This window comes from Stenotrophomonas sp. YIM B13575 (assembly GCF_042787595.1).
GTDB classification, from domain to species: Bacteria; Pseudomonadota; Gammaproteobacteria; order Xanthomonadales; family Xanthomonadaceae; genus Stenotrophomonas; species Stenotrophomonas lactitubi_B.
Genome location: NZ_JBHZOP010000086.1, coordinates 1 through 24,322, shown reverse-complemented (window position 1 = coordinate 24,322; position 24,322 = coordinate 1). Strand labels below are relative to the sequence as shown.

Genomic DNA, 24,322 nt, shown 5'->3' with positions numbered 1-24,322 from the left:
GTGTCGGATTGCGGGGTGTCCGCGGCATGGATGCTGCGGCCAAGCCTACAGGGACGTACTTGCGGCGTCCCCGCAATCCGACACCGCCCCGCCATCCCACGGATAGCCCGCTGTTGCCGTTGCTGTTGCTTGCGCAGTGGCCTCTGCAGGTGCAGGGCGCAGCCCTGCCGAACCCACTACTCCGCTACGTGCTCGACCTCGCGCGGCTCCGGCTTGGTGTCGGGCAGCTGCCAGAAGATCAGCGTCGAGGTCAGGGTGATCGCGCCCACGCACAGGAACGTGGCGTGCAGCGCCGCCGTCGCGCCGTGGCCTTCCAGCTGCGTGCCGAACGCGGCCAGCAGGCTGCCTGCAGCCGCCGCACCAAAGCCGGCGGCGAGCATCATCACCATCGACAGCAGGCTGTTGCCGGAACTGGCGAACTCGCGGTCGAGGTCGCGCAGGGTGACGGTGTTCATCACGGTGAACTGCAGCGAATTGACCGCACCGAAGAACGCCAGCTGCAGCAGGCGCACGCTCAGGTGCTGGCCCGGCGTCATCAGGATGAAGCTGGCCATCGCCAGGCCGACCAGCACGGTGTTGGTCATCAGCACGCGGCGATAGCCGTAGCGTTCAACCAGCTTCACCGCCAGCTTCTTCGACACCATGCCCGCGGCCGCCACCGGCACCATCATCAGGCCGGCGTTCATCGGCCCCAGACCAAGGCCGACCTGCAGCAGCAGCGGAATCAGCATCGGCATGGCGCTGCTGCCGATGCGCGAGAACAGGTTGCCGAGAATGCCGATGCGATAGCTGGGCACGCGGAACAGTGCCAGCGAGAACAACGGCGCGGTGGAGTTGGCGGCATGCAGCCAGTAGCCGACCAGCGCTGCCAGCCCTGCGACGGTCATCAGCATCACCAGCGCGTGCGGCGTGCCGAGCCCGGAAATGCCATCCAGCGCCAGTGACAGCACCACCATCGCGAACGCCAGCATCGCGTAGCCGCGCAGGTCGAAACGGGTGCGATGGCTGGCGTAGTGGTCGGGCATGATCTTCATCGCCGCGATGAAACCGATGACGCCGATCGGCAGGTTGATCAGGAACACCCAGTGCCACGAGGCGATTTCGACCAGCCAGCCGCCCAGGGTCGGGCCGATCAGCGGACCCACCAGGGCCGGAATGGCGATGAAGCTCATCGCACGCAGGAAGTCCTCGCGCGGTACCGAGCGCATCACCGCCAGGCGCCCGACCGGCAGCAGCATCGCACCACCGATGCCCTGCAGCACGCGTGCGCCGACCAGCTGGTGCAGGTGCTGGGCCAAGGCGCAGGCCAGCGAGCCGAGGGTGAACAGGATGATCGCTACCAGGAAGGTGCGACGGGTGCCGTAGCGGTCGGCGATCCAGCCGGAGGCGGGGATGAAGGTGGCCACGGCCAGTGCGTAGCTGAAGACCACCGACTGCATCTGCAGGGGGCTTTCGCCGAGGCTGGCCGCCATCGCCGGCAGCGCCGTGTTGACGATGGTCGAGTCCAGCATCTGCATGAAGATCGCCAAGGACACCAGCCACAGCAGTGGGCGCTGGCGGGTGTAGGTCGATGGCGATGTGGACATGGCGTGCGGCCGGTGCAGCGTGGGGGACGCCATGATCGCGCACTGCGGGTCACGGCGCGATCAACATCGCGCCGCGATCGCATGCGGAATGTTCAGCGTTGGCTGTGCGCGTGCACCGCGTCGACCAGCACCTGTACATGGGCCGGGTCCATGTCCGGCGACATGCCGTGGCCGAGGTTGAACACATGACCCTCGCGCGAACCGCCATTGCCGGCGGCATAGGTGTCGAGCACGCGCGCGGCGGCGGCGGCGATCGCATCGGGCGAGGCGTACAGCGTGGTCGGGTCCAGGTTGCCCTGCAGGGCAACGCGGCCACCGGTGCGGCGCAGTGCTTCATCCAGGTCCAGCGTCCAGTCCAGGCCGAGCGCATCGGCGCCGGTCTGCGACAGCGCTTCCAGGTGCAGGCCGGTGCCCTTGCCGAACAGGATCAGCGGCGTGCGCTCGCTGCCTTCGCCGCGCTCCAGGCCTTCGGCGATGCGCTGCAGGTAGCGCAGCGAGAACTCGCGGTACATCGCCGGCGACAGCACGCCGCCCCAGGTGTCGAACACCTGCAGGGCCTGCGCACCAGCGGCGCGCTGCGCGCCGAGGTAGGCGATCACCGCGTCGGTGGTTACTTCCAGCAGACGGTGCAGGGCCTGCGGATGATTCAGCGCCATCGCCTTGATGCGGGCGAAATCCTTGCTGCCGCCGCCTTCGACCATGTAGCAGGCCAACGTCCACGGGCTGCCGGAGAAACCGATCAGCGGCACCTGGCCGTCCAGTTCGCGGCGGATCAGGCGTACCGCGTCCATCACATAGCCCAGGTCCTGTTCCATGTCCGGCACCGCCAGCCTGGCGATGGCCGCTTCATCGCGCACCGGGTGACGGAACTTCGGGCCTTCGCCTTCGACGAAGTACAGCTCCAGGCCCATGGCATCGGGAATGGTGAGGATGTCCGAGAACAGGATGGCCGCGTCCAGCGGGAAGCGGCGCAGCGGCTGCAGGGTGACTTCGCAGGCGATCTCCGGGTTCTTGGCCATGGCCAGGAAGCTGCCGGCCTTGGCCCGGGTGGCGCGATATTCCGGCAGATAGCGGCCGGCCTGGCGCATCAGCCAGACGGGGGTGCAGTCCACCGGTTCGCGGCGCAGGGCGCGCAGCAGGCGATCGTTGCGGAGAGGGCTGGTCACAGTGGGCATTCCTTGGGCGAAAAGGGCAGCGGCGCAGTCAGTCGCCGTGCGAAAGAATCTGGAAGCCCCGATGCAGTTCGGCATCGCGGGCCTTCTCGTAGGCGTGGCGGGCTTCGTCGGCCTTGAGGTACAGCTCGCGCCGCAGCTGCGAGCGGGCGCCGACGCGGCCGGATTCGCGCAGCAGCTCCCAGCCGCCGAACAGGTCCGGGACCAGGGTCAGGCGCAGGAAGCGCGGTGCCTGGGCACCGTCGGCGGGTTGTTGCAGGTGGACGTGCATGGCGTCGATTGTATCGCCCCGGGGCGGCACGGACCTGTAGAGCCGAGCCCACGCTCGGCTGCGCTTCATGCCGCGGCACAATCCGGTTGCGCCGGGCCATGCACGGCGACCGCGGAAGCGGTCAGCCTGCGTCCAGTACCTTCAGTACCGCCGCTTCATCCACGTCCGGCACCACTTCGGCACGGCCGATGCCACGCCACAGCACCAGGCGCAGGCGGCCGGCCACGTTCTTCTTGTCCAGGCGCATGCGGCCGAGCAGGGCCTGCGGGTCCAGTCCGGCGGGGATGGCCACCGGCAGGCCCAATTGCTCCAGTAGCGCCTGCAACCGCACGCGGTCGGCGTCGTCGGCCAGGCCCAGGTCAGTGGAGAGGCGGGCCGCCAGCACCATGCCCACCGCCACGGCCTCACCGTGGTTGAGCGCATCGCGCCCCGGTGCGGAGTAGCCCTGTTCGGTTTCGATGGCGTGGCCGAAGGTGTGGCCGAGGTTGAGCAGGGCGCGCTCGCCCTTCTCGAAGGGATCGCGCTCGACGATCGCGGCCTTGTGCCGGCAGCTGCGGGCGATGGCTTCGGCGATCACGGCATCCTCGCCGGCCACCAGGGCGTCGGCATGCTGCTGCAACCACTCGAAGAAAAGCGCATCACCCAGCGCACCGTACTTCACCACTTCGGCCAGGCCGGCACGCAGCTCGCGCGGCGGCAGGGTGGCCAGCACCCGGGTATCGGCGATCACCGCACGCGGCGGATGGAACGCGCCGACCAGATTCTTGCCGGACGGGATATCCACGGCGGTCTTGCCGCCCACCGAGGAGTCAACCATCGCCAGCAGCGTGGTCGGCAGCTGCACGCAGTCGACGCCGCGCATCCAGCAGGCTGCAGCAAAGCCGGCGAGGTCGCCGACCACACCGCCGCCGAGGGCGAACACGCAGGCATCGCGGGTTGCGCCGAGCGCAGCCAGGGCCTCGATGACCGAACCGAACTCGGCCAGGGTCTTGGAGGCTTCGCCGGCAGCAAGCACATGCTCACCCACGATCAGGTCCGGGCGTGCGGCCAGCAGGGTCTGCCTGACGGCATCCAGATAACGTGGCGCAACCTCGCTGTCGCTGACCAGCAGTACATGGCGGCCACGCACATGGCTGGCCAGTGCGGCGCCGTCGGCCTGGGCGCCGGCGCCGATGGTGATGGAATAGGGGCGGTCGCCGCCAACGGCGACCTGCAGCAGGGCAGGGGAAGTCATGCAGTGGGGTCCTGTCGCTGCCAGTGCGTGGCCAGCTTGAGCACAAGCTGGGCGGTCGCATCGGCTGCGGTAAACGGGTCGGTATCAAGGGTGACATCGGCCAGCTCGCGATACAGCGGGTCGCGATGCGCGGCCAGATCATGCAGCACCTGTTCGCGGTCCGGCCGTTGCAGCAGGGGGCGCGCCTTGTCGCGTGACAGGCGCTCCAGCTGGGCCGCGACGCTGACCCGCAGGTAGACGACAAAGCCACGCCGGGCGATCAGGGCGCGATTGTCCGGATCGAGCACGGCACCACCGCCCGTGGAAACCAATTGGCCACGGCCGGCCAGCACCTGTGCCAGCGCCTGGCGCTCATGGGCGCGGAAGCCGGCCTCGCCGGAATGCTCGAAGATCGTGGGGATGCTGGCCCCGGTCGCATCGACGATGGCCTGGTCGACGTCGACGAAGTCCAGCGTGAAGCGCTCGGCGAGGCGGCGGCCGATGCAGGTTTTACCGGCACCCATGGGGCCGATCAGGATCAGGTTCGGAGCGGGATTCATGCCCTCTGATGCTAACACCTCCGTGCCTTGGCCTTTACGTTCTTCACGTCAGGGTGGAGGTTCCTGCGGGGTTTCCCGCGCCTGACGGAGTACCTGCCATGTCGGTTGCCAAGGTCATCGAAATCAATGCGTCCTCGCCCAAGAGCGTGGAGGACGCGGTGCGCAGCGGATTGAAAAAGGTGTCCGGGACGGTCAAGGGCATCCAGGGCGCCTGGATCAACGAGACCAAGGTGGTCACCGACGGCAACGGTGAGATCACCGAATGGCGGGTGAACCTGCGGATCACCTTCCTGGTGGAGTGAGCCTGCTCAGCGCAGCGCCTGCACCTGGCGCTGCGCATCCAGCACCACCATCCGGTCGGCAATGTCCGGCAGCGCACGCAATGCCTGCCGGCTGACCCGCTCGTAGTACTGCACGAAGCGCTCCAGCTGCGGCCGGCTCATGCCGTGCCGGCCCGGCTGTGCCGCCTGCAGGTTCTGCTCCTGCTGCCAGCGCCAACGCGGCACCACCGAGAAATCCGGGGGCTGCAGGAACCACAGGCGATCACAGCGCTGCCACAGCGCCGGGTAGTCGCGGGCCAGTGCCTGGTTGCACCAGCGTCGCCAGCGGCCATCGGCATCGGCCTCGCGCTCGAGTGCGTTGAGGGGAGGATCCAGTTCGGCCTCGTTCTGCGCCGGAGTGCCGAGGAACCAGCCCTCGAACACCAGCAGGTCCAGCGGCTTTTCGAGCTGCGGCCACTGCGCTTCGGGCAGGCGCTCGTCGGCCAGTTTGTCGAAGCGGGGCAGGGCCAGCGGCTGTCGTGCGGCCACTGCATCCAGTACCGCATGCGCCAGCGGCAGGTCATGGGTGCCCGGCGGGCCACGGGTGATCAACAACGGGTGCACCTGCCGGGCCAAGCGCTGGCGCTGGGCGCGGGTCAGGTAGACATCGTCGATGGAGAGCGTTGCGGCGTTCAGGCCACGAGCCTGGGCGCGGGCGACCACCTGCGCGGCCAGCGTCGATTTGCCGCTCCCCTGCAGGCCGCTGATCGCCAATACTGGAACGGCTGTACTGCTGCCCAGCGCGTCATCCAGCGCCTGCTCGACCACTGTTTCGGGGAATCCTTTCACCTGGGGCATGTACGCAGCAGCGACCATGCCGCCACAATAGCCCAAACCGTGTGAGAAGAATGCTGTCATGAGCGACCTGTACGCCGAAGCCCTGTCGACCTTTGCCGCCCTGTTCGAAGAAGCGAAACAGAGCCGCGAGGTGGAGCCCAATGCGATGACCGTAGCCACTGCCGATACGCAGGGCCGGCCGTCGGCGCGCACCGTGTTGTTGAAGGCGTTCGACGAGCGCGGCTTCGTGTTCTACACCCACCTGGACAGCCACAAGGGCAGCGAACTGCAGGCCAATCCGCAGGCAGCGCTGCTGTTCCTGTGGCGCAGCCTGCGCGAGGCCGGCATCCAGGTGCGCATCGAGGGGCGCGTGGAGCAGGTTGCCGACGCCGAGGCAGATGCCTATTTCGCCAGCCGTCCGCGCATGAGCCAGATCGGCGCATGGGCGTCGCTGCAGTCGAAGACGTTGAATTCGCGCGAGGAGTTCGACGCGCGCGTGGCCGAGGTCGAGGCACGCTTCGACGGCAAGGACGTGCCGCGTCCGGACGGCTGGAGTGGTCTGCGCGTGGTGCCTGACCGCATCGAGTTCTGGTACGGCGCGCAGTTCCGCCTGCACGAGCGCTGGTGCTATGAAGCCGGCGCCGAAGGGCGCTGGAGCAAGCGCCTGCTGTACCCGTAGGGCGTAGTGATGAGGCGCGTGTGGCCGATGAACTGCTGGTGTAGCGTCTCGCGATGCCAGTAGATCCACGCCATGCGTGGATGAGGTGCCTGACGGAAGAGCGGTGCGAACCAAGGTTCGCACCCACCAGGCAATAGGTGGTTACAACCCCTCCGCACGCAGCCACCGCCACAGCGTGGTGCGTGATACGCCCAGCGCCTGTGCCATGCCCTCGCGGTCATTGCGGTGTTCCTGCAGCAGCGCCTCCAACTGCGCACGCGGCGGTCGCTTGCCGTTGCTTTCCACCGGCAGTGCAGCGACGCCTTCGTTCACCAGCTCCGGTGCCAGCTGCAGCAGTCGCGCGGCATCGATCAGCCCTTCACCCGGCTGCCAGTGGATGCGCAGCCGATCGACCAGATTGCGCAGCTCACGCACATTGCCCGGCCAGTCGGCAGCGCTGAGGAGGGCCAGCGCTTCTGCATCCAGCGGTGCATCGATGCCGCGCAGCTGGCGGAAGAAGTGCGTGGTCAGCAGCGGGATATCGCTGCGACGCGCGCGCAGAGTGGGCAACGCGATGCGCAACGCGGCCAGCCGGTAATACAGATCGCGACGGAAGCTGCCAGCCGCCGCGCGCTGTTCCAGCGATTGCAGGGTGGCGGCGACCACGCGCAGGTCGACGGGCGTCGGTTCGGTTGCACCGACGCGCAGCACCTCGCGTTCTTCCAGCACGCGCAGCAGGCGGGTCTGCAACGGCAGCGGCAGTTCGCCGATCTCATCCAGGAACAATGTACCGCCGTCGGCGGCCTCGACCAGGCCGACGCGACCACCGCGCCGTGCACCGGTGAAGGCGCCATCGCTGTAGCCGAACAGCTCGGCCTCCAGCAGCGATTCGCTGATCGCGCCGCAGTTCAGTGCGACGAAGCGCCCCCGCCGGCCGCTGGCCGCATGCAGCTGCCGCGCTACCAGTTCCTTGCCGGTGCCGGTCTCGCCGGTGACCAGTACGGTGCTGTCGTGCGGGGCGTACAGCGCGATCTGCGCGCGCACGTCGGCCATCGCGTTGCTGTCGCCGAGCAGCGCATGTGCATCGGCGCGCGGTGCAGCCCTTCGGCGTGCGGCCGGGCGCGCGTCCGCCGAGCGTGCCAGGGTCTGGGTCAGTTCCAGCGCGTGCTCGAAGGCCTGCCGCACCGAATCGGCCGAGTACAGCAGCACGCCCGGCAGTCCGGCCTGCTCGGCATGGTCGATGGCCATGCCGGTGCCGACGATCACTTCGATGCCGTTGGCGCGCAGGTCGGCGATGCAGTCGCGGGCGTCTTCGCGGGTGACGAAGCGGCGATGCTCGATGTCCAGGCCGAAGCTCTGCTGGAAGCTGCTGAACACCGGCACATCGCTTGCGTGGGTCACCAGCCCGATGCGCGGGGCGATGCGGCGCGCCCGCGCCAGCGCTTCCATCAGATCGAAACCGTTGGCCTGGATCGGCACAAGCGGCAGGTCCAGGCGGCCGCGCAACCAGGCCGCGTTGGAGCCGCCGGCGATCACCACGTCGCAGTGCTCGCGGCGGAGGCGCTGGCCGATCACTTCCACTGCTTCCTCGAAGCCGAGGTTGATCTGCTCGATGCGTGCGCGGCGATCGAATTCGGGAATGACATCGCCCAGCAGGCCGGTCAGGCGCGAGACGCTGACGGTCCAGATCACCGGGCGGCCGGGGTCGGCATCGGCGTGGCGCAGGGGCGAGCGGGGCAGGTACATGGTGCGGGGATCGGGAGCGGCGATGTTGCATGATACATCTGTTTCAATGTTTCATATGTTTCACTGCGGTTGACCGGTCATCCCCGTGAAATCAATCGCTTGCAGGTTGGCATGGTGCTTGCGCTTACCCCTCTGTCCTTCAACCTGGATCGCCGCATGACCGCTTCCACCCCCTTCTCCGCTGGTGCCCGCTTCCGCGAGGCGCTGGCTGCCGAATCGCCGCTGCAGGTGATCGGCGCGATCAACGCCAACCATGCGCTGCTGGCCAAGCGCGCCGGTTTCCGCGCCATCTATCTGTCCGGCGGCGGCGTTGCTGCCGGCTCGCTGGGCCTGCCGGACCTGGGCATCAACACCCTGGAAGACGTGCTGGTGGACGTGCGCCGCATCACCGATGTCTGCGACCTGCCGCTGATGGTCGACATCGATACCGGCTTCGGCCCGAGCGCGTTCAACATCGCGCGCACCGTGAAGTCGCTGATCAAGGCCGGCGCGGCCGCCTGCCATATCGAAGACCAGGTCGGCGCCAAGCGCTGCGGTCATCGCCCGGGCAAGGAGATCGTCTCGCAGGGCGAAATGGTCGACCGCGTGAAGGCGGCTGCCGATGCCAAGACCGATCCGGACTTCTTCTTGATCGCACGCACCGACGCCATCCAGGTGGACGGTGTGGACAAGGCCATCGAGCGCGCCATCGCCTGCGTCGACGCCGGTGCCGACGGCATCTTCGCCGAGGCCGCCTACGACCTGGAGACCTATCGCCGCTTCGTTGATGCGGTGAAGGTGCCGGTGCTGGCCAACATCACTGAATTCGGCGCGACCCCGCTGTTCAGCCGAGACGAACTGGCCTCGGCCGGCGTGGCCATCCAGCTGTTCCCGCTGTCGGCGTTCCGCGCCGCCAACAAGGCGGCCGAGAACGTCTACCAGACGGTCCGCCGCGAAGGCCACCAGCGCAACCTGATCGACAGCATGCAGACCCGCGAGGAGCTGTATGACCGTATCGGCTACCACGCCTTCGAGCAGCAGCTCGATGCGCTGTTCGCCGCCAAGAAATAAGCAGTACCCTGCACCATCAAGTTTCGGAGGGAAACATGAACGATACGACCGCAACCCCGACCTTCAAGCCGAAGAAGTCCGTCGCCCTGTCCGGCACCGCCGCCGGCAACACCGCGCTGTGCAGCGTCGGCCGCAGTGGCAACGACCTGCATTACCGCGGCTACGACATCCTGGACCTGGCCAATACCAGCGAGTTCGAGGAAATCGCCTACCTGCTGGTGCACGGCAAGCTGCCGACCCGCGCCGAGCTGGTTTCGTACAAGGCCAAGCTGAAGTCGCTGCGTGGCATTCCGGCTGCGGTGAAGGCTGCGCTGGAGGAGCTGCCGCCGTCGGCGCACCCGATGGACGTGATGCGCACCGGCGTGTCCGTACTCGGCTGCGTGTCGCCGGAGAAGGACGACCACAACCATCCGGGCGCGCGCGACATCGCCGACAAGCTGATGGCCTGCCTGGGCTCGATGCTGCTGTACTGGTACCACTGGAGCCACAACGGTCGCGCGATCGACGTGGAAACCGACGATGACTCCATCGGTGGCCACTTCCTGCACCTGCTGCACGGCGAGAAGCCGCAGGATTCGTGGGTGAAGGCGATGCACACTTCGCTGATCCTGTACGCCGAACACGAGTTCAACGCCTCGACCTTCGCCTGCCGCGTCATCGCCGGCACCGGCAGCGACATGTACAGCGCGATCTGCGGTGGCATCGGCGCACTGCGCGGTCCCAAGCACGGCGGCGCCAACGAGGTGGCCTTTGAAGTGCAGAAACGCTACGACAATCCGGACGAAGCCGAGGAAGACATCAAGGCCCGCGTCGAGCGCAAAGAAGTGGTGATCGGTTTCGGCCACCCGGTCTACACCGTGTCCGATCCGCGCAACAAGGTGATCAAGGATGTCGCCCGCGAACTGTCCGAAGAGCAGTCGAGCCTGAAGATGTACGACATCGCCGAGCGCCTGGAAACGGTGATGTGGGACATCAAGAAGATGTTCCCGAACCTGGACTGGTTCAGCGCCGTCAGCTACCACATGATGGGCGTGCCGACCGCGATGTTCACCCCGTTGTTCGTGATCGCCCGCACCGCCGGCTGGAGCGCGCACATCGTCGAGCAGCGCATCGACGGCAAGATCATCCGCCCGAGCGCCAACTACATCGGTCCGGAAGATCGCGAGTTCGTGGCCATCGACAAGCGTTCCTGATCATCGCCACCGTTCCACTGCTGCATGCATCCGGCCGGCCCCGTGCCGGCCGGATGTTTTCGCCGCCGCATCGCCGGCACCCGGCCCGCCTCAAGCATTCCGCCAGCCCATGAATATCGACTATCGCAAGAACCTCCCCGGCGCCTCGCTGGACTACTTCGACGCGCGCGCCGCGGTCGATGCCATCCAGCCCGGTGCCTATGCCACGCTGCCGTACGTTTCGCGCGTGCTGGCCGAAAACCTGGTGCGTCGCTGCGACCCGGCCACGCTGACCGACTCGTTGAAACAGCTGATCGAGCGCCGTCGCGACCTGGACTTCCCGTGGTTCCCGGCGCGCGTGGTGTGCCATGACATCCTCGGCCAGACCGCGCTGGTCGACCTCGCTGGCCTGCGTGATGCGATCGCCGACAAGGGCGGTGACCCGGCCAAGGTCAATCCGGTGGTGCCGGTGCAGCTGATCGTCGATCACTCGCTGGCGGTGGAGTGCGGTGGTTTCGATCCGCAGGCGTTCGAGAAGAACCGCGCCATCGAGGATCGCCGCAATGAAGATCGCTTCCACTTCATCGACTGGACCAAGCTGGCCTTCGAGAACGTGGACGTGATTCCGCCGGGCAACGGCATCATGCATCAGATCAACCTGGAGAAGATGTCGCCGGTGATCTACGTGCAGGACGGTGTGGCCTTCCCCGATACCTGCGTGGGCACCGACAGCCATACCCCGCATGTGGATGCGCTGGGCGTGATCGCCATCGGCGTGGGCGGCTTGGAAGCGGAGAACGTGATGCTGGGCCGCGCGTCGTGGATGCGCCTGCCGGACATCATCGGCGTCGAGCTGACCGGCAGGCCGCAGCCGGACATCACTGCCACCGACGTGGTGCTGGCCCTGACCGAGTTCCTGCGCAAGGAACGCGTGGTCGGCGCCTGGCTTGAATTCTTCGGCGAGGGTGCCGCCGCACTGACCATCGGTGATCGCGCCACCATCTCCAACATGTGCCCCGAATACGGCGCCACCGCCGCGATGTTCTACATCGACGGGCAGACGCTTGATTACCTGCGCCTGACCGGTCGCGAGGAAACGCAGGTCGCACTGGTCGAAAACTACGCGCGCAGCACCGGCCTGTGGGCCGATGACCTGGCCACCGCACAGTACGAGCGCGTGCTGCGCTTCGATCTGTCGACGGTGGTGCGCAACATGGCCGGCCCGAGCAATCCGCATCGCCGCCTGCCGGTATCGGAACTGGTCGAGCGTGGCATCGCCGATGCCGCCAAGCTGGAGGCCGGCAAGGCCGAACAGGCACAGGGCTTGATGCCCGACGGCGCGGTGATCATCGCCGCCATCACCAGCTGCACCAATACCTCCAACCCGCGCAACGTGATCGCTGCGGCGCTGCTGGCACGCAAGGCCAACGAGCGCGGTCTGCTGCGCAAGCCGTGGGTGAAGTCGTCGCTGGCGCCGGGTTCGAAGGCCGTGCAGCTGTACCTTGAGGAATCCGGCCTGCTGCCGGACCTGGAGAAGCTGGGCTTCGGCATCGTCGCCTTCGCCTGCACCACCTGCAATGGCATGAGCGGCGCGCTGGATCCGAAGATCCAGCAGGAAATCATTGATCGCGACCTGTACGCCACCGCGGTGCTGTCGGGCAACCGCAACTTCGACGGCCGCATCCATCCGTATGCAAAGCAGGCGTTCCTTGCCTCGCCGCCGCTGGTGATCGCCTACGCCATCGCCGGCACCATCCGTTTCGACATCGAAAAGGATGTGCTGGGCGTGGACGCCGACGGCAACGAGGTGCGCCTGAAGGACATCTGGCCGAGCGACGCCGAGATCGACGCGGTGGTGAAGGCTGCAGTGAAGCCGGAGCAGTTCCGCAGGGTCTACAACCCGATGTTCAACGTGCGCGTGGAGCACGCTGCCAAGGTCAGCCCGCTGTACGACTGGCGCGCGCAGAGCACCTACATCCGCCGCCCGCCGTACTGGGAGGGCGCACTGGCCGGTGAGCGCACGCTGGCGGGCATGCGTGCGCTGGCAGTGCTGCCGGACAACATCACCACCGATCACCTGTCGCCGTCCAACGCGATCCTGGCGTCGAGTGCTGCCGGTGAGTACCTGGCGAAGATGGGCCTGCCGGAAGAGGACTTCAATTCCTACGCCACCCACCGCGGCGACCACCTGACTGCGCAACGTGCCACCTTCGCCAACCCGAAGCTGTTCAACGAGATGGTGCGCAACGAAGACGGCAGCGTGAAGCAGGGCTCGCTGGCGCGCGTGGAGCCGGAAGGCAAGGTCATGCGCATGTGGGAGGCGATCGAGACCTACATGGAGCGCAAGCAGCCGCTGATCATCATCGCCGGTGCCGATTACGGCCAGGGCAGCTCGCGTGACTGGGCCGCCAAGGGCGTGCGTCTGGCTGGTGTGGAGGCGATCGTTGCCGAAGGCTTCGAACGCATCCACCGTACCAACCTGATCGGCATGGGCGTGCTGCCGCTGGAGTTCAAGCCGGGCACCACCCGCCTGACCCTGGGCATCGACGGCACCGAGACCTTCGATGTGATCGGCGAGCGGACGCCGCGCGCAGAGTTGCGCGTGGTCATCCACCGCCGCGACGGCCAGGACGTGATCGTGCCGGTGACCTGCCGCCTGGACAGCGACGAGGAAGTGGCGATCTACGAGGCCGGTGGCGTGCTGCAGCGCTTCGCCCAGGACTTCCTGGAAGGCGCCAAGGTGGCGTGATGCCGGACTGAATGCCTGCTCCCGGAGATTGGGGGCGGGCTTGTCCGACATGAGGACAGGGCGCACACTGACTTGGCAAATATTGCCAATGGAGAGTCTCATGGCCACCATGAATATTTCGCTGACCGATCCGCTCAAGCAGTTCGTGGACGAAGAAGTGCGCGAAGGTGGCTATTCAAGCACCTCCGACTACGTGCGCGACCTGATTCGCCAGCGCCAGAGAAGCAAGGCCGAAGAGCTGCTCAGGCAGTTGATTGCCGAGGGTCTGGCATCAGGTCCTGCGGCGCCTCTGCCGCCGGATCACTTCGACAAGCTGCGTAAGCGTGCACGGAACCGCAAGTGAAGCCCTTGCACTGGTCCCCTGCGGCAGTTCGAGATCTTGACCAGGCAGCCAGCTGGTATGGAGATCAAGGCGGAGAGGCGTTGGAAATCGGCTTCATCGATGCGGTGGAATCCGTAGTGAAGCTTATCGAAGCACACCCCGGTGCCGGTTCCGCACTGCATGCGGATCTGTTGCCCTCGCTGTCAGCGCCGTTGCGCTTTCATCCGGTTCGTCGCTTCGACGGCTACCTGGTCTATTACGTGGAGCTACCTGCGCACATTTCCATCGTGCGTATCTGGAATGCTGCGCGAGGCATGGGAGCATTTTTCGAAGACGATGAGCTCACCCCCGATATCGATTCATCGTATTCAGGATATTGATCCATGGCCTTCCTCCCACAACTCCGTATTCCCGCCACCTACATGCGTGGTGGCACCAGCAAGGGCGTGTTCTTCCGCCTGCAGGACCTGCCCGACGCCGCGCAGGTGCCGGGCGGCGCGCGCGATGCGCTGCTGATGCGCGTGATCGGTTCACCCGACCCGTATGGCAAGCAGACCGACGGCATGGGCGGCGCGACGTCCAGCACCAGCAAGTGCGTGATCATTTCCGCCGCTTCGGTGCCGGATCACGACGTGGATTACCTGTATGGCCAGGTGTCGATCGACACCGCCTTTGTCGACTGGAGCGGCAACTGCGGCAATCTCAGTACTGCCGTGGGTCCGTTTGCGATCGCCAACGGCCTGATCGATCCGGCGCGGGTGCCGCGCGATGGCTTGTGCACCGTGCGCATCTGGCAGGCCAACATCGGCAAGACCATCATCGCCCATGTGCCGATGTGCGATGGGCAAGTGCAGGAGATCGGCGATTTCGAGCTGGATGGCGTGACTTTCCCGGCCGCCGAGATCCAGCTGGAATTCATCGACCCGTCCGACGATGGCGATGCGGGCGCGATGTTCCCCACCGGCAACCTGGTCGACACCCTGGACGTGCCGGGCGTGGGCAGTTTCGAGGTGACGATGATCACCGCCGGCATCCCGACCATTTTCCTCAACGCTGCCGACCTCGGTTACACCGGCACCGAGTTGCAGCCGGCGATCAACGAAGACAAGGCGGCGCTGGAGCGCTTCGAGAAGATCCGTGCCCATGGCGCCTTGCGCATGGGCCTGATCCAGACGCTGGAAGATGCGGCCACCCGCCAGCACACGCCGAAGGTGGCTTTCGTTGCCCCCGCGCAGGACTACGTGTCGTCCAGCGGCAAGGCGATTCCGGCGTCGGCCATTGACCTGCACGCACGCGCGCTGTCGATGGGCAAGTTGCACCACGCGATGATGGGCACCGCTGCAGTGGCGATCGGTACCGCCGCGGCCATCCCCGGCACGCTGGTCAATCGTGCGGCCGGTGGCGGCGAACGTGAGGCCGTTGCCTTCGGGCACCCGTCAGGCACCTTGCGTGTGGGTGCGCAGGCGGCACTCGTTGACGGCCAGTGGACAGTGTCCAAGGCCATCATGAGCCGCAGTGCCCGCGTGCTGATGGAAGGCAAGGTGCGGGTGCCGGCTGGCTGATGCTCTGGTAAACGCCAACCAAGGTTGGCGACTACCGGGCCGCGGAGGCCGATTGTCTTGGTAGATGCCAACCTTGGTTGGCATGGTGCACGGGCAACCGTACACCCCAACGAGGAGACCGCACAATGTCCGACAGCCACCCCCCATCCAACGCGCATGCAGCCTGGGATGCGCTGCTGGTGGACATCGTCGACTACGTGCGTGACACCCGCATCGATTCGCCGCTGGCGTTCCAGACCGCGCATCACTGCCTGCTCGACACGCTGGGCTGCGGGCTGGAGGCGCTGTCCTTCCCCGCCTGCAGCAAGCTGCTGGGTCCGCTGGTGCCGGGCATCAGCGTGGCCAATGGCGCGCGCGTGCCCGGTACCAACTTCGTACTCGACCCGGTGCAAGCGGCTTTCAACATCGGCGCGATGGTGCGCTGGCTGGATTTCAACGACACCTGGCTGGCCGCCGAATGGGGCCACCCCTCGGACAACCTCGGTGGCATCCTCGCCGTGGCCGACTGGCTTGGCCACAATGCGGCCGCGTTGCGGCGCCCACCGCCGACCGTGCACGACGTGCTGCTGGCGATGATCAAGGCGCACGAGATCCAGGGCGTTTTGGCGCTGGAGAACTCCTTCAACCGCGTTGGCCTGGACCACGTGCTGCTGGTCAAGGTAGCCACCACTGCGGTTGTTGCGCAGATGCTCGGGCTGGACCGCGAGCGCATGCTCAATGCGGTGTCGCTGGCCTGGGTGGATGGGCAGGCGCTGCGCACCTATCGGCATGCGCCCAACACCGGTTCGCGCAAGAGTTGGGCAGCCGGCGATGCGACCAGCCGTGGCGTGCGCCTGGCGCTGATGGCCGCCACCGGCGAGATGGGCTACCCCAGCGTGCTCAGTGCGCCGACCTGGGGCTTCGAGGCGGTATCGATGCACGGGCAGGCGCTGACCCTCGGCCGCCCTTTCGGCAGCTACGTGATGGAGAACGTACTGTTCAAGATCAGCTTCCCGGCCGAGTTCCACGGGCAGACAGCGGTGGAGGCGGCGATCGCGCTGCACCAGCAGCTGCGCGCGATGGGGCGACGGGTCGAGGACATCGAGCACATCGCGATCCGTACCCAGCAGGCCTGCATCCGCATCATCGACAAGCAGGGGCCGCTGCACAACCCGGCCGACCGCGATCATTGCGTGCAGTACATGGTGGCCATCGCGCTGCTGCATGGGCGGCTGGTGGCCGAGGACTACGAGGACGACATGGCGGCCGATCCGCGCATCGACACGCTGCGGGCGAAGATGACCTGCCATGAAGACCCGCAGCTCAGCGCCGACTACCTGGACCCGGACAAGCGCAGCATCGCCAACGGCCTGACGGTGCGCTTCAACGACGGCTGCGCGCTGCCGGAGGTGCTGGTGGAGTATCCGCTGGGCCACGCGCGCCGGCGCGAAGAGGGTATCCCGCTGCTGATGGACAAGTTCCGCCGGCACCTGGCGCACCGCTTCCCGACTGCCCAGCAGCAAAGCATCCTGGCCGCCTCGCTGGACCCGGTGGCGCTGGCGGCGATGCCGGTGACCGACTATGTGGACCTGTATCTGCCGGGGTAGGGCGCGCTTTGGTGGGTGCCAACCAAGGTTGGCGTCTACCGGGTGTCCGGTACCGGGTGTCCGGCGTCAACGCCTTGACGCGGCGGCCCTATAATGGGCGCCTCGATCAAGGAGTGACGACATGAGCGGTCCGGCACGGCGGATGCGGTGGGGGTGGGCGGCGGCGCTCTTGGCAGGCAGCCTGTTGGCAGGCCTGGCCGGTTGCCGCAACGACAGCGGGCAGCTGCCGAAGGCCAGCGGCGAGGCCATCGCCACCAAGGCCGAGCAGGTGAAGGAGTTCACCTTGCTGCGTGCCTACCCGGACCAGAAAAGTGAAGGCCTGTCGCTGGCGCTGGAGTTCTCGCGCCCGTTGGTCGGCACCCAGGACTTCGACAAGCTGGTGCGCTTCGAAGAGAAGGTCGGCAATGATGACAGCAGCTGGACCCTGTCCGATGACGGCCTGACCCTGCGCTATCCCTTTGTCGAAGCCGGCAAGGAATTCAGCCTGGTGGTCTCGCCGGACCTGCTGGCCGCCGATGGCAGCCGCCTGGGCAAGGAACTGAAGCAGAAGGTGTTCAGCGGCGAGTTGAAGCCGGTGGCCGGTTTTGCCTCGCAGGGCAGCGTGCTGCCGGCCAAGGACAGCCGTGGCCTGCCGGTGGTGTCGGTGAACGTGCCGGAAGTCGATGTCGAGTTCCTGCGCGTGCGCGAAAAGGACCTGCCGACCTTCTTCAGCCAGTACCAGCGCGGCGGTCGCCGTGGCAGCTGGGAACTGAGCAGCGACTACGAGCGCAGCCCGATCAACAAGCTGGCCGAGCCGGTCTACGTCAACCGTTTCATTCTGGGGGGCAAGCAGAACGAGCGGGTGCTGACCTACCTGCCGACCCAGGACATCAAGGAACTGCAGGAGCCGGGGCTGTATTTCGCCCTGCTCAAGCGCACCGGTGACTACGAGGGTGAGTTCGATACTGCCTTCTTCTCGGTCAGCGACATCGGCCTGCACACCCGCGCCTACAAGGACAAGTTGTTCGTACACACCGCCGCGCTGAAGGACGGTGCATCGCTGAAGGGCATCGACCTGCGCGTGCTCGATGCCAAGGGCGAAGTGGTGCTGAAGGGCAGCACCGACAGCAATGGCAATGCGCTGCTGAATTACACCCTGGATGCCACCCACGTGCTGGTGGCCAGCAGCGGCAAGGACACCAGCTTCCTGCCCTTCAACCAGCCGGCGCTGGACCTGAGCGAGTTCGCCGTGGCCGGCCGTGACAACGCCTGGTTCGATGTCTACGCCTGGTCGGGCCGCGATCTGTACCGCCCGGGTGAGACGGTGCGCCTGTCGGCACTGCTGCGTGACAACGACGGCAAGCCGGTGAAGAGCCAACCGGTGTTCCTGCGCCTGAAGCAGCCCGACGGCAAGACCTTCCGCGAAACCCGCGTGCAACCGGGCGAACAGGGCTATATCAACTTCGAGCAGACCATTCCCGCCGAGGCGCCGACCGGGCGCTGGCAGGTCGAGTTCCGTACCGATCCCGCCAGCAAGGAAGCGATCCAGGGCATGACCCTGCGCATCGAGGAGTTCCTGCCGGAGCGCATGAAGCTGGACCTGGACAGCACCCAGAAGACGCTGAAGCCGGGTGAGGACCTGCGCCTGCAGGCCAATGGTGCCTATCTGTACGGTGCCCCGGCCGATGGCAACCGCTTCACCGCGCGCATGGCGGTGGCCGCCGAGCAGAAACCGGTGGAGGGCCTGCCGGGTTACTTCTTCGGCGACCCGACCCTGCAGCTGCCGCGCGAAGCCAAGGATGTGATCGACACCACGCTGCCGGCCAATGGCCAGCTGCGCGAAGACGTGTCGTTGCCGGAAGAAGCGGTCAAAGCGAAGGCGCCGATCGCGGTGGTGCTGTCCGGCAGCCTGTATGAAACCGGTGGCCGCACGGTCACCCGCACCCTGAAGCGGGTGGTGTGGCCGGCCGCCGCACTGGTCGGCGTGCGCCCGCTGTTCAATCCGGACGATGGCGCTGATTCCAACGGCAACGCGCGCTTTGAACTGATGCGCGTGGATGCGGACGGCAAGCCGCAGCCGGCCAAGGGCCTGAAGATCACCCTGGTGCGCGAGCTGCGCGACTACCACTGGACCTTCAACGACAACCGCTGGGACTACGATTTCACCCGCCGTTTCGAGAACAAGGAAACCCGTACCGTCGATGCCGGCGGCAGCGCAGTGGCCTTCGACTTCCCGGTGGAGTGGGGCGAGTACCGGGTGGACGTGTTGGATCCGTCCACCGGCCTGACCAGCCGCTATCCGTTCCGCGCCGGCTGGAGCTGGGGCGATGACAACCGTGGCCTCGATGCCCGCCCGGACAAGGTGAAGCTGGGCCTGGACAAGACCGGCTACAAGGCCGGCGATACCCTGGAAGTGACGGTGACCCCGCCGCACGCCGGCAAGGGCGTGCTGATGGTCGAGACCGACCGCATGCTGTACGTGCAGGACATCGACGCCAAGCCCGGTGCCACCTACAAGATCCCGGTCACCGCCGATTGGGAGCGCCACGACGTCTACATCACCGCGCTGGTGTTCCGCGGTGGCAGTGCGCCGAGCAAGATCACTCCCGCCCGTGCCGTAGGCGTGGTGCACGTGCCGATGGACCGCAAGGGCCGCACCGTGGCTGTCGGCCTGGCCGCACCCAAGCAGATGCGGCCGGAGCAGGACCTGCCGGTGACGGTCAGCGCACCGCAGCTGGCCGGCAAGACCGCGCACGTCACTGTTTCGGCCGTGGACGTGGGCATTCTCAACATCACCCGCTTCCCGGTGCCCGATGCCGGCGCACACTTCTTTGCCCAACGCCGGCTTGGCATCGATGCCTATGACATCTACAGCCGGGTGATCGAGAGCTTCGACGGCAGCAGTGGCAAGTTGAAGTTCGGTGGTGACATGGCGCTGCAGGCGTTGCCGCAGGCCAAGCGGCCGACCGCGCGCGTGCAGACCGTGGACCTGTTCTCCGGCCCGGTGCAGCTCGATGCCAAGGGCATTGCCCGCATCCGCCTGAAGGTGCCGGACTTCAACGGCACCCTGCGTGTGTCGGCGCTGGTCTACAGCGATGACCAGTATGGCAAGCGCGATGTGGAAACCATCGTGCGCGCGCCGATCCTGGCCGAGGCCAGCATGCCGCGCGTGCTCGCCCCGGGCGACCGCAGTACGGTGACCCTGGACGTGCAGAACTTCACCGGCAAGCCCGGTCAGTTCAACGTGCGCGTGGACAGCGAAGGCCCGCTCAGCCTGAGCGAGGGCACCCGTAGCGTGCAGCTCAATGCTGATGCCAAGACCACGTTGAGCTTCCCGTTGTCGGCGCGCGAGGGCCACAGTGTGGCCAAGGTGCGCGTGCGCGTGGATGGCAACGGCTTCAAGGCCGACCGCCGCTACGATCTGCCGGTACGCGCGGCGTGGCCGCAGGTGCTGCGTTCGCAGGTGCGCACGCTCGATCCGCTGGCGGCGGTGAGCCTGGATGGCAGCCTGATGGACGGGCTGATGTCCGAATCGGTCAATGCCCGCCTGCTGGTCAGCCCGCTGCCGCCGATCCCGTTCGCCAGTGCGCTGCAGGGCGCGCTGAACTACCCGTACGGCTGCGCCGAACAGACCACCAGCAAGGGCTACGCCGCGCTGATCCTGGACCAGGCGACTTCGTCCATGCTCGGCGCTGATGGCCTGGACGCGAAGACCCGTCGCGAGCGCATGGAAGGCGCGTTCGGTCGCCTGGCGTCGATGCAGGTGGCCAACGGCAACTTCTCGATGTGGGGTGACGACGGCTACGTGAACCCGTGGCTGACGCCGTACATCGCCGAGTTCCTGCTCGACGCCAAGGACGGTGGTTTCGCGGTACCGGACAACGTGCTGCAGAAGGCGCTGAACCGCCTGAGCGAAGACCTGCTGTCCGGTGGCAACCAGTTCTACGGCCAGGAAAAGCGCGAGAGCCTGAAGTTCGCCAACCAGGCGTACTCGGGCTACGTGCTGGCCCGCGTCAACCGCGCGCCGCTGGGCACCCTGCGCACGCTGTACGACAACGAACGCAGCAAGGCCGTGGGTGGCCTGTCGCTGGTGCATCTGGGCGTGGCGCTGTCGCTGCAGGGCGATGCCAAGCGTGGCCAGGCAGCCCTTGCGGCCGGCTTCGCCAAGTCCAGCAGCGAACGCCCGTCGTACTTCGGCGACTACGGCAGTGCCGTACGTGACGATGCGCTGATGATCGCGCTGACCCACGAAAACAAGCTGGCCAAGCCGGCATGGGATGCGCGCGCGGTCGATCTGGGCCGCGGCCTGGATGCGCGCCGCAACAGTGGCTGGATGTGGCTGAGCACGCAGGAGCAGGTGGCCATCGCCCGCCTCGGCAAGGCCTTGGCTGCCAACCAGAAGGCACTGGTGGCCGGTGAGCTGGTGATCGGTGGCAGCACCGAGGCCATCGGCGAGCGCAAGCTGTTTGGTCGCAACTTTGATGCAGGGCAGCTGGCCGCGGGCGTGCGCTTCACGCCGCAGGGGCAGCCGCCGATGTTCGCCAGCATCGACGTGGCTGGCATCCCGCGCAGCGCACCGGCACCGGACAACAGCGTGATCGGCGTCGAGCGCAGTTACTTCGGCACCGATGGCAAGCCGTGGTCGCCGCGTCCGCTGAAGGAGGGTGAAGCGCTGATCGTGCGCGTCACCATCACCGCCGACAGCGAGATGCCCGATGCGCTGCTGACCGACCTGCTGCCGGCAGGCCTGGAGATCGAGAACCTCAACCTGGGCGATGCCAAGCAGTGGGCCGACGTGGTGGTGGATGGCATCACCATCAGCGACCGCAGCGAAGCGGCCGATACCAAGCACGAAGAGTTCCGCGATGACCGCTACGTGGCGGCGCTGAAGCTCTCGCGCGGCAGCAAGGCCAATGTGTTCTATCTGGTGCGTGCGGTCACGCCGGGTACCTACACGGTGCCGCCGTCGCTGGTGGAGGACATGTACCGGCCGCAGCTGCGTGGCGTCGGCCGCAGCAACCCGACTACGTTGACGGTGGTACAGCCGTGATCGTGCGGACGGGCCGCGACGGCGCGGCCCGTCCCACAGGATGCCGTGGATGAAGGTGGGATCGCTGAAAACGCGGCTGCCGCGCCTGCCGCAGCGGCTGCAACCGCTGTGGCCGTGGCTGCGCTGGGGCACGGCTGCATTGCTGGCGCTGTTGCTGGTGCTGGATGTCGTCTTCCCGCCACCGTTGCCGAAGCAGCGCGACACCAGCACGCTGGTGGTTGCCGCTGACGGCAGCCCATTGCGTGCATTCGCCGACGCCGAAGGCGTGTGGCGCTATCCGGCGTCGGTCGACAGCGTTTCGCCGCTGTACCTGCAGGCGCTGCTGACCTACGAGGATCGCTGGTTCTGGCAGCACCCGGGCATCAATCCGCTGGCGATCCTGCGTGCCAGCGGCCAGTTGCTGCGCGGTGGACGCATCGTCTCCGGTGGTTCGACCCTGACCATGCAGGTGGCGCGCATCCTCGATCCGCATACGCGCACGCCGTGGGGCAAGCTGAAGCAGATGCTGCGTGCGGTGCAGCTGGAAGTGCACCTGTCCAAGCGCGAGATCCTCGCGTTGTATCTGGAGCGCGCACCCTACGGTGGCACCATCGAGGGCGTGGAAGCGGCCAGCTGGGCCTATCTGGGCAAACCCGCCGCGCAGCTGTCGCATGCCGAAGCCGCACTGCTGGCGGTGCTGCCACAGGCGCCCAGCCGGCTGCGCCCGGACCGCCATCCCGAAGCCGCGCAGAAGGCACGCGACAAGGTGCTGGCACGGATGGCCGAGCTCGGCGCGTGGACACCGGACGAAGTGGAAGACGCACGCATCGAGAACGTGGTTGCACGCTCGCTGCGTCCGCCGCTGCATGCCGCATTGCTGGCCCAGCGCCTGCACTCCGCGCATCCGGGGCAGGCACGGATCCAGAGCAGCATCGACATCGGCCTGCAGCGCACCCTGGAAGAGCGCGTCGCCAGCTATTTCTCCACGCTGCCCGAGCGCACCTCGGCGGCGCTGCTGGTGGTCGACAACCAGACCCTGCATGCGCGTGCTTACGTCGGCACGCTGTCTTTCGGTGATCGGCAACGGCTGGGCCACGTGGACATGGTGCAGGCCTGGCGTTCCCCGGGCTCCACGCTGAAGCCGTTCCTGTACGCGATGGCACTGGATGATGGCCTGATCCATTCCGAGAGCCTGCTGGTGGATGCACCGCAGAGTTTCGGCAATTACCGGCCAGGCAACTTCGACATGGCCTTCAACGGACCGATCAGCGCTGCCAGTGCCTTGCGTCTGTCGCTGAACGTGCCGTCGGTCGACCTGCTGCAGCGGGTGGGTGCTGCGCGCTTTGCCGCGCGGCTGTCGCATGCCGGCATCCAATTGCGTTTCCCGCCGGGCAGCTCGCCGAATCTGTCGCTGATACTTGGCGGCACCGGCGCGCGCCTGGAAGACCTGGTCGGTGCGTTTGCCGCACTCAATCGCAACGGCATTGCCGGCCGCGTGCGCTATACCGATGACGAACCCATGATCGAGCGCCGGCTGGCGTCGCCCGGTGCCAGCTGGATCGTGCGCGAGATGCTGGAATCGAACCCGCGCCCGGGTTACGGCGTTGGCACGTTCGATGTTGGCGGGCGGCCGCGCGTGGCCTGGAAGACCGGCACCAGCTATGGCTACCGCGATGCGTGGGCGATCGGCAGCACCCGCCATTACACCGTGGGCGTGTGGGTGGGGCGGCCCGATGGCACGCCGTTGCCGGGCCAGTACGGTGCGGTCACCGCATTGCCGCTGATGTTCGAAGTTGTCGACAGCCTGCCGCGCCAGCGCGGTGATGCAGCGGCCGCGCCGATGCCGGCCAGCGTGACCCAGGCGGACATCTGCTGGCCGACCGGTGAACTGGCCGACGCGTTGCCCACCGCGCTCTGCCAGCGACGCCTGTCGGCCTACCTGCTGGACGGTGCGGCGCCGCCGACGTTCCCGGAGCGCGACGCGCGGCGTTGGCAACCCGGTCGGCAGCGTTACCTGGCCGACGCGCGCACCGGCCTGCGGGTATCGGCTGACTGCAGCGCACCGCATGAAGAAGTCGCGCGTGAGATCGCGCGGTGGCCGGCGCTGTTGTCACCCTGGCTGCCCAAGGCCACACGCGACGCCTCACAGCTTCCCGCGCTGTCAGCGGACTGCCGCGACGATGGTCGTGAGGCCAGCGTGGCCCTGCATATCGATGGCCTCAACGAGGGCGCGACGCTGGCGCGTGCGCCGAATGCCGAGCACGGTGTACGCCTGCAGCTGCGCGCATTGGGCAGCGAGCAGGCCGTGGATTGGCTGCTGGATGGCCGCTGGATCGCGCAGACGCGCGGTGCGCAGCTGATGCAGCGCGAGTTTGCTGATCCGGGTGCGCATACGTTGACCGCGCTGGCCGCCGACGGCGCCTGGACGCAGGTACGGTTCAACGTCCTCAGGTAGCTGCCGACCTTGATTGGCGCTTCCGGTAGGCCGGCCCCGCTGTCGTAGAGCCGAGCCCATGCTCGGCTGCTTCCGCGACGCACGTGCGGCGATCAGCCGAGCATGGGCTCGGCTC

Annotated in this window: 18 protein-coding genes; 11 read left to right on the top strand and 7 right to left on the bottom strand. The window is 67.0% G+C overall.

Annotated features, from left to right (window positions below; all coding sequences use genetic code 11):
- Positions 1-176: 176 nt before the first annotated feature.
- The 5 genes from mdtD to ACFX4F_RS14255 all read right to left on the bottom strand — a co-directional run bounded on the left by mdtD (position 177) and on the right by ACFX4F_RS14255 (position 4,802).
- Positions 177-1,586, bottom strand: a complete 1,410-nt coding sequence (gene mdtD / locus ACFX4F_RS14275) for a multidrug transporter subunit MdtD (RefSeq protein WP_380656365.1) — start codon at positions 1,584-1,586, stop codon at positions 177-179.
- 92 nt (positions 1,587-1,678) lie between these two features.
- Positions 1,679-2,761 (bottom strand): uroporphyrinogen decarboxylase, encoded by a 1,083-nt coding sequence (gene hemE, locus ACFX4F_RS14270; protein ID WP_032951968.1) that lies wholly within the window; start codon positions 2,759-2,761, stop codon positions 1,679-1,681.
- Positions 2,762-2,789: 28 nt separating this feature from the next.
- Positions 2,790-3,029, bottom strand: coding sequence for a WGR domain-containing protein (locus ACFX4F_RS14265; protein ID WP_099818886.1), 240 nt, complete (start codon positions 3,027-3,029; stop codon positions 2,790-2,792).
- A 121-nt stretch (positions 3,030-3,150) separates the two neighbouring features.
- Positions 3,151-4,263: a 3-dehydroquinate synthase gene (gene aroB / locus ACFX4F_RS14260; RefSeq protein ID WP_380656361.1), complete on the bottom strand. Its 1,113-nt coding sequence runs from the start codon at positions 4,261-4,263 to the stop codon at positions 3,151-3,153.
- Positions 4,260-4,802 (bottom strand): shikimate kinase, encoded by a 543-nt coding sequence (locus tag ACFX4F_RS14255; RefSeq protein ID WP_346559766.1) that lies wholly within the window; start codon positions 4,800-4,802, stop codon positions 4,260-4,262. Before ACFX4F_RS14255 ends, aroB begins: the two co-directional genes overlap by 4 nt.
- Before the next feature lie 98 nt (positions 4,803-4,900).
- Here ACFX4F_RS14255 and ACFX4F_RS14250 point away from each other — a divergent pair, with 98 nt between their 5' ends.
- Complete coding sequence (locus ACFX4F_RS14250; protein WP_049465447.1) at positions 4,901-5,104, top strand: dodecin family protein; 204 nt, start codon at positions 4,901-4,903, stop codon at positions 5,102-5,104.
- A 6-nt stretch (positions 5,105-5,110) separates the two neighbouring features.
- On the opposite strand, the gene ACFX4F_RS14245 is transcribed toward ACFX4F_RS14250, so the two are convergent.
- Entirely contained in the window at positions 5,111-5,938 is an 828-nt protein-coding gene (locus tag ACFX4F_RS14245) for a kinase (protein ID WP_380656357.1), read from the bottom strand.
- Positions 5,939-5,978: 40 nt separating this feature from the next.
- On the opposite strand from ACFX4F_RS14245, the gene pdxH reads away from it, so the two are divergent.
- Positions 5,979-6,578, top strand: a complete 600-nt coding sequence (gene pdxH, locus ACFX4F_RS14240; protein WP_099818890.1) for a pyridoxamine 5'-phosphate oxidase — start codon at positions 5,979-5,981, stop codon at positions 6,576-6,578.
- Between the two features lie 141 nt (positions 6,579-6,719).
- Here the strand turns inward: pdxH and prpR are convergent, their stop codons facing one another.
- Positions 6,720-8,303 (bottom strand): propionate catabolism operon regulatory protein PrpR, encoded by a 1,584-nt coding sequence (gene prpR, locus ACFX4F_RS14235; RefSeq protein WP_380656352.1) that lies wholly within the window; start codon positions 8,301-8,303, stop codon positions 6,720-6,722.
- 156 nt (positions 8,304-8,459) lie between these two features.
- Here prpR and prpB point away from each other — a divergent pair, with 156 nt between their 5' ends.
- The 9 genes from prpB to pbpC all read left to right on the top strand — a co-directional run bounded on the left by prpB (position 8,460) and on the right by pbpC (position 24,207).
- Complete coding sequence (gene prpB, locus ACFX4F_RS14230) at positions 8,460-9,353, top strand: methylisocitrate lyase (protein ID WP_380656349.1); 894 nt, start codon at positions 8,460-8,462, stop codon at positions 9,351-9,353.
- Between the two features lie 35 nt (positions 9,354-9,388).
- Complete coding sequence (prpC, locus tag ACFX4F_RS14225) at positions 9,389-10,546, top strand: 2-methylcitrate synthase (protein ID WP_089236472.1); 1,158 nt, start codon at positions 9,389-9,391, stop codon at positions 10,544-10,546.
- 109 nt (positions 10,547-10,655) lie between these two features.
- Positions 10,656-13,274, top strand: a complete 2,619-nt coding sequence (acnD, locus tag ACFX4F_RS14220) for a Fe/S-dependent 2-methylisocitrate dehydratase AcnD (RefSeq protein WP_380656345.1) — start codon at positions 10,656-10,658, stop codon at positions 13,272-13,274.
- A 100-nt stretch (positions 13,275-13,374) separates the two neighbouring features.
- Positions 13,375-13,617, top strand: coding sequence for a type II toxin-antitoxin system ParD family antitoxin (locus ACFX4F_RS14215; protein ID WP_099818894.1), 243 nt, complete (start codon positions 13,375-13,377; stop codon positions 13,615-13,617).
- The gene (locus ACFX4F_RS14210) at positions 13,614-13,976 is read left to right on the top strand and encodes a type II toxin-antitoxin system RelE/ParE family toxin (protein ID WP_099818895.1); all 363 of its coding nucleotides are present in this window, start codon (positions 13,614-13,616) and stop codon (positions 13,974-13,976) included. The genes ACFX4F_RS14215 and ACFX4F_RS14210 overlap by 4 nt, the downstream gene beginning before the upstream one ends.
- Before the next feature lie 3 nt (positions 13,977-13,979).
- Positions 13,980-15,158: a 2-methylaconitate cis-trans isomerase PrpF gene (gene prpF / locus ACFX4F_RS14205; protein ID WP_380656340.1), complete on the top strand. Its 1,179-nt coding sequence runs from the start codon at positions 13,980-13,982 to the stop codon at positions 15,156-15,158.
- A 125-nt stretch (positions 15,159-15,283) separates the two neighbouring features.
- Positions 15,284-16,744, top strand: coding sequence for a bifunctional 2-methylcitrate dehydratase/aconitate hydratase (locus ACFX4F_RS14200; protein WP_380656337.1), 1,461 nt, complete (start codon positions 15,284-15,286; stop codon positions 16,742-16,744).
- A gap of 121 nt (positions 16,745-16,865) precedes the next feature.
- Positions 16,866-21,773, top strand: a complete 4,908-nt coding sequence (locus ACFX4F_RS14195) for an alpha-2-macroglobulin (RefSeq protein WP_380656334.1) — start codon at positions 16,866-16,868, stop codon at positions 21,771-21,773.
- A gap of 49 nt (positions 21,774-21,822) precedes the next feature.
- A complete protein-coding gene (gene pbpC / locus ACFX4F_RS14190; protein ID WP_380656331.1) occupies positions 21,823-24,207 on the top strand; it encodes a penicillin-binding protein 1C in 2,385 nt (794 codons plus the stop codon).
- The last annotated feature ends 115 nt before the right edge of the window (positions 24,208-24,322 follow it).

Bases quoted from the DNA above. Each gene is read 5' to 3' on its own strand.
- aroB (WP_380656361.1), bottom strand. From the start codon at position 4,263: ATGACTTCCCCTGCCCTGCTGCAGGTCGCCGTTGGCGGCGACCGCCCC.
- ACFX4F_RS14200 (WP_380656337.1), top strand. From the start codon at position 15,284: ATGTCCGACAGCCACCCCCCATCCAACGCGCATGCAGCCTGGGATGCG.
- prpR (WP_380656352.1), bottom strand. From the start codon at position 8,303: ATGTACCTGCCCCGCTCGCCCCTGCGCCACGCCGATGCCGACCCCGGC.
- mdtD (WP_380656365.1), bottom strand. From the start codon at position 1,586: ATGTCCACATCGCCATCGACCTACACCCGCCAGCGCCCACTGCTGTGG.
- prpB (WP_380656349.1), top strand. From the start codon at position 8,460: ATGACCGCTTCCACCCCCTTCTCCGCTGGTGCCCGCTTCCGCGAGGCG.
- pbpC (WP_380656331.1), top strand. From the start codon at position 21,823: ATGAAGGTGGGATCGCTGAAAACGCGGCTGCCGCGCCTGCCGCAGCGG.
- ACFX4F_RS14245 (WP_380656357.1), bottom strand. From the start codon at position 5,938: ATGGTCGCTGCTGCGTACATGCCCCAGGTGAAAGGATTCCCCGAAACA.
- prpC (WP_089236472.1), top strand. From the start codon at position 9,389: ATGAACGATACGACCGCAACCCCGACCTTCAAGCCGAAGAAGTCCGTC.
- prpF (WP_380656340.1), top strand. From the start codon at position 13,980: ATGGCCTTCCTCCCACAACTCCGTATTCCCGCCACCTACATGCGTGGT.
- ACFX4F_RS14215 (WP_099818894.1), top strand. From the start codon at position 13,375: ATGGCCACCATGAATATTTCGCTGACCGATCCGCTCAAGCAGTTCGTG.
- hemE (WP_032951968.1), bottom strand. From the start codon at position 2,761: ATGCCCACTGTGACCAGCCCTCTCCGCAACGATCGCCTGCTGCGCGCC.
- ACFX4F_RS14255 (WP_346559766.1), bottom strand. From the start codon at position 4,802: ATGAATCCCGCTCCGAACCTGATCCTGATCGGCCCCATGGGTGCCGGT.
- ACFX4F_RS14195 (WP_380656334.1), top strand. From the start codon at position 16,866: ATGAGCGGTCCGGCACGGCGGATGCGGTGGGGGTGGGCGGCGGCGCTC.
- pdxH (WP_099818890.1), top strand. From the start codon at position 5,979: ATGAGCGACCTGTACGCCGAAGCCCTGTCGACCTTTGCCGCCCTGTTC.
- ACFX4F_RS14265 (WP_099818886.1), bottom strand. From the start codon at position 3,029: ATGCACGTCCACCTGCAACAACCCGCCGACGGTGCCCAGGCACCGCGC.
- ACFX4F_RS14250 (WP_049465447.1), top strand. From the start codon at position 4,901: ATGTCGGTTGCCAAGGTCATCGAAATCAATGCGTCCTCGCCCAAGAGC.
- acnD (WP_380656345.1), top strand. From the start codon at position 10,656: ATGAATATCGACTATCGCAAGAACCTCCCCGGCGCCTCGCTGGACTAC.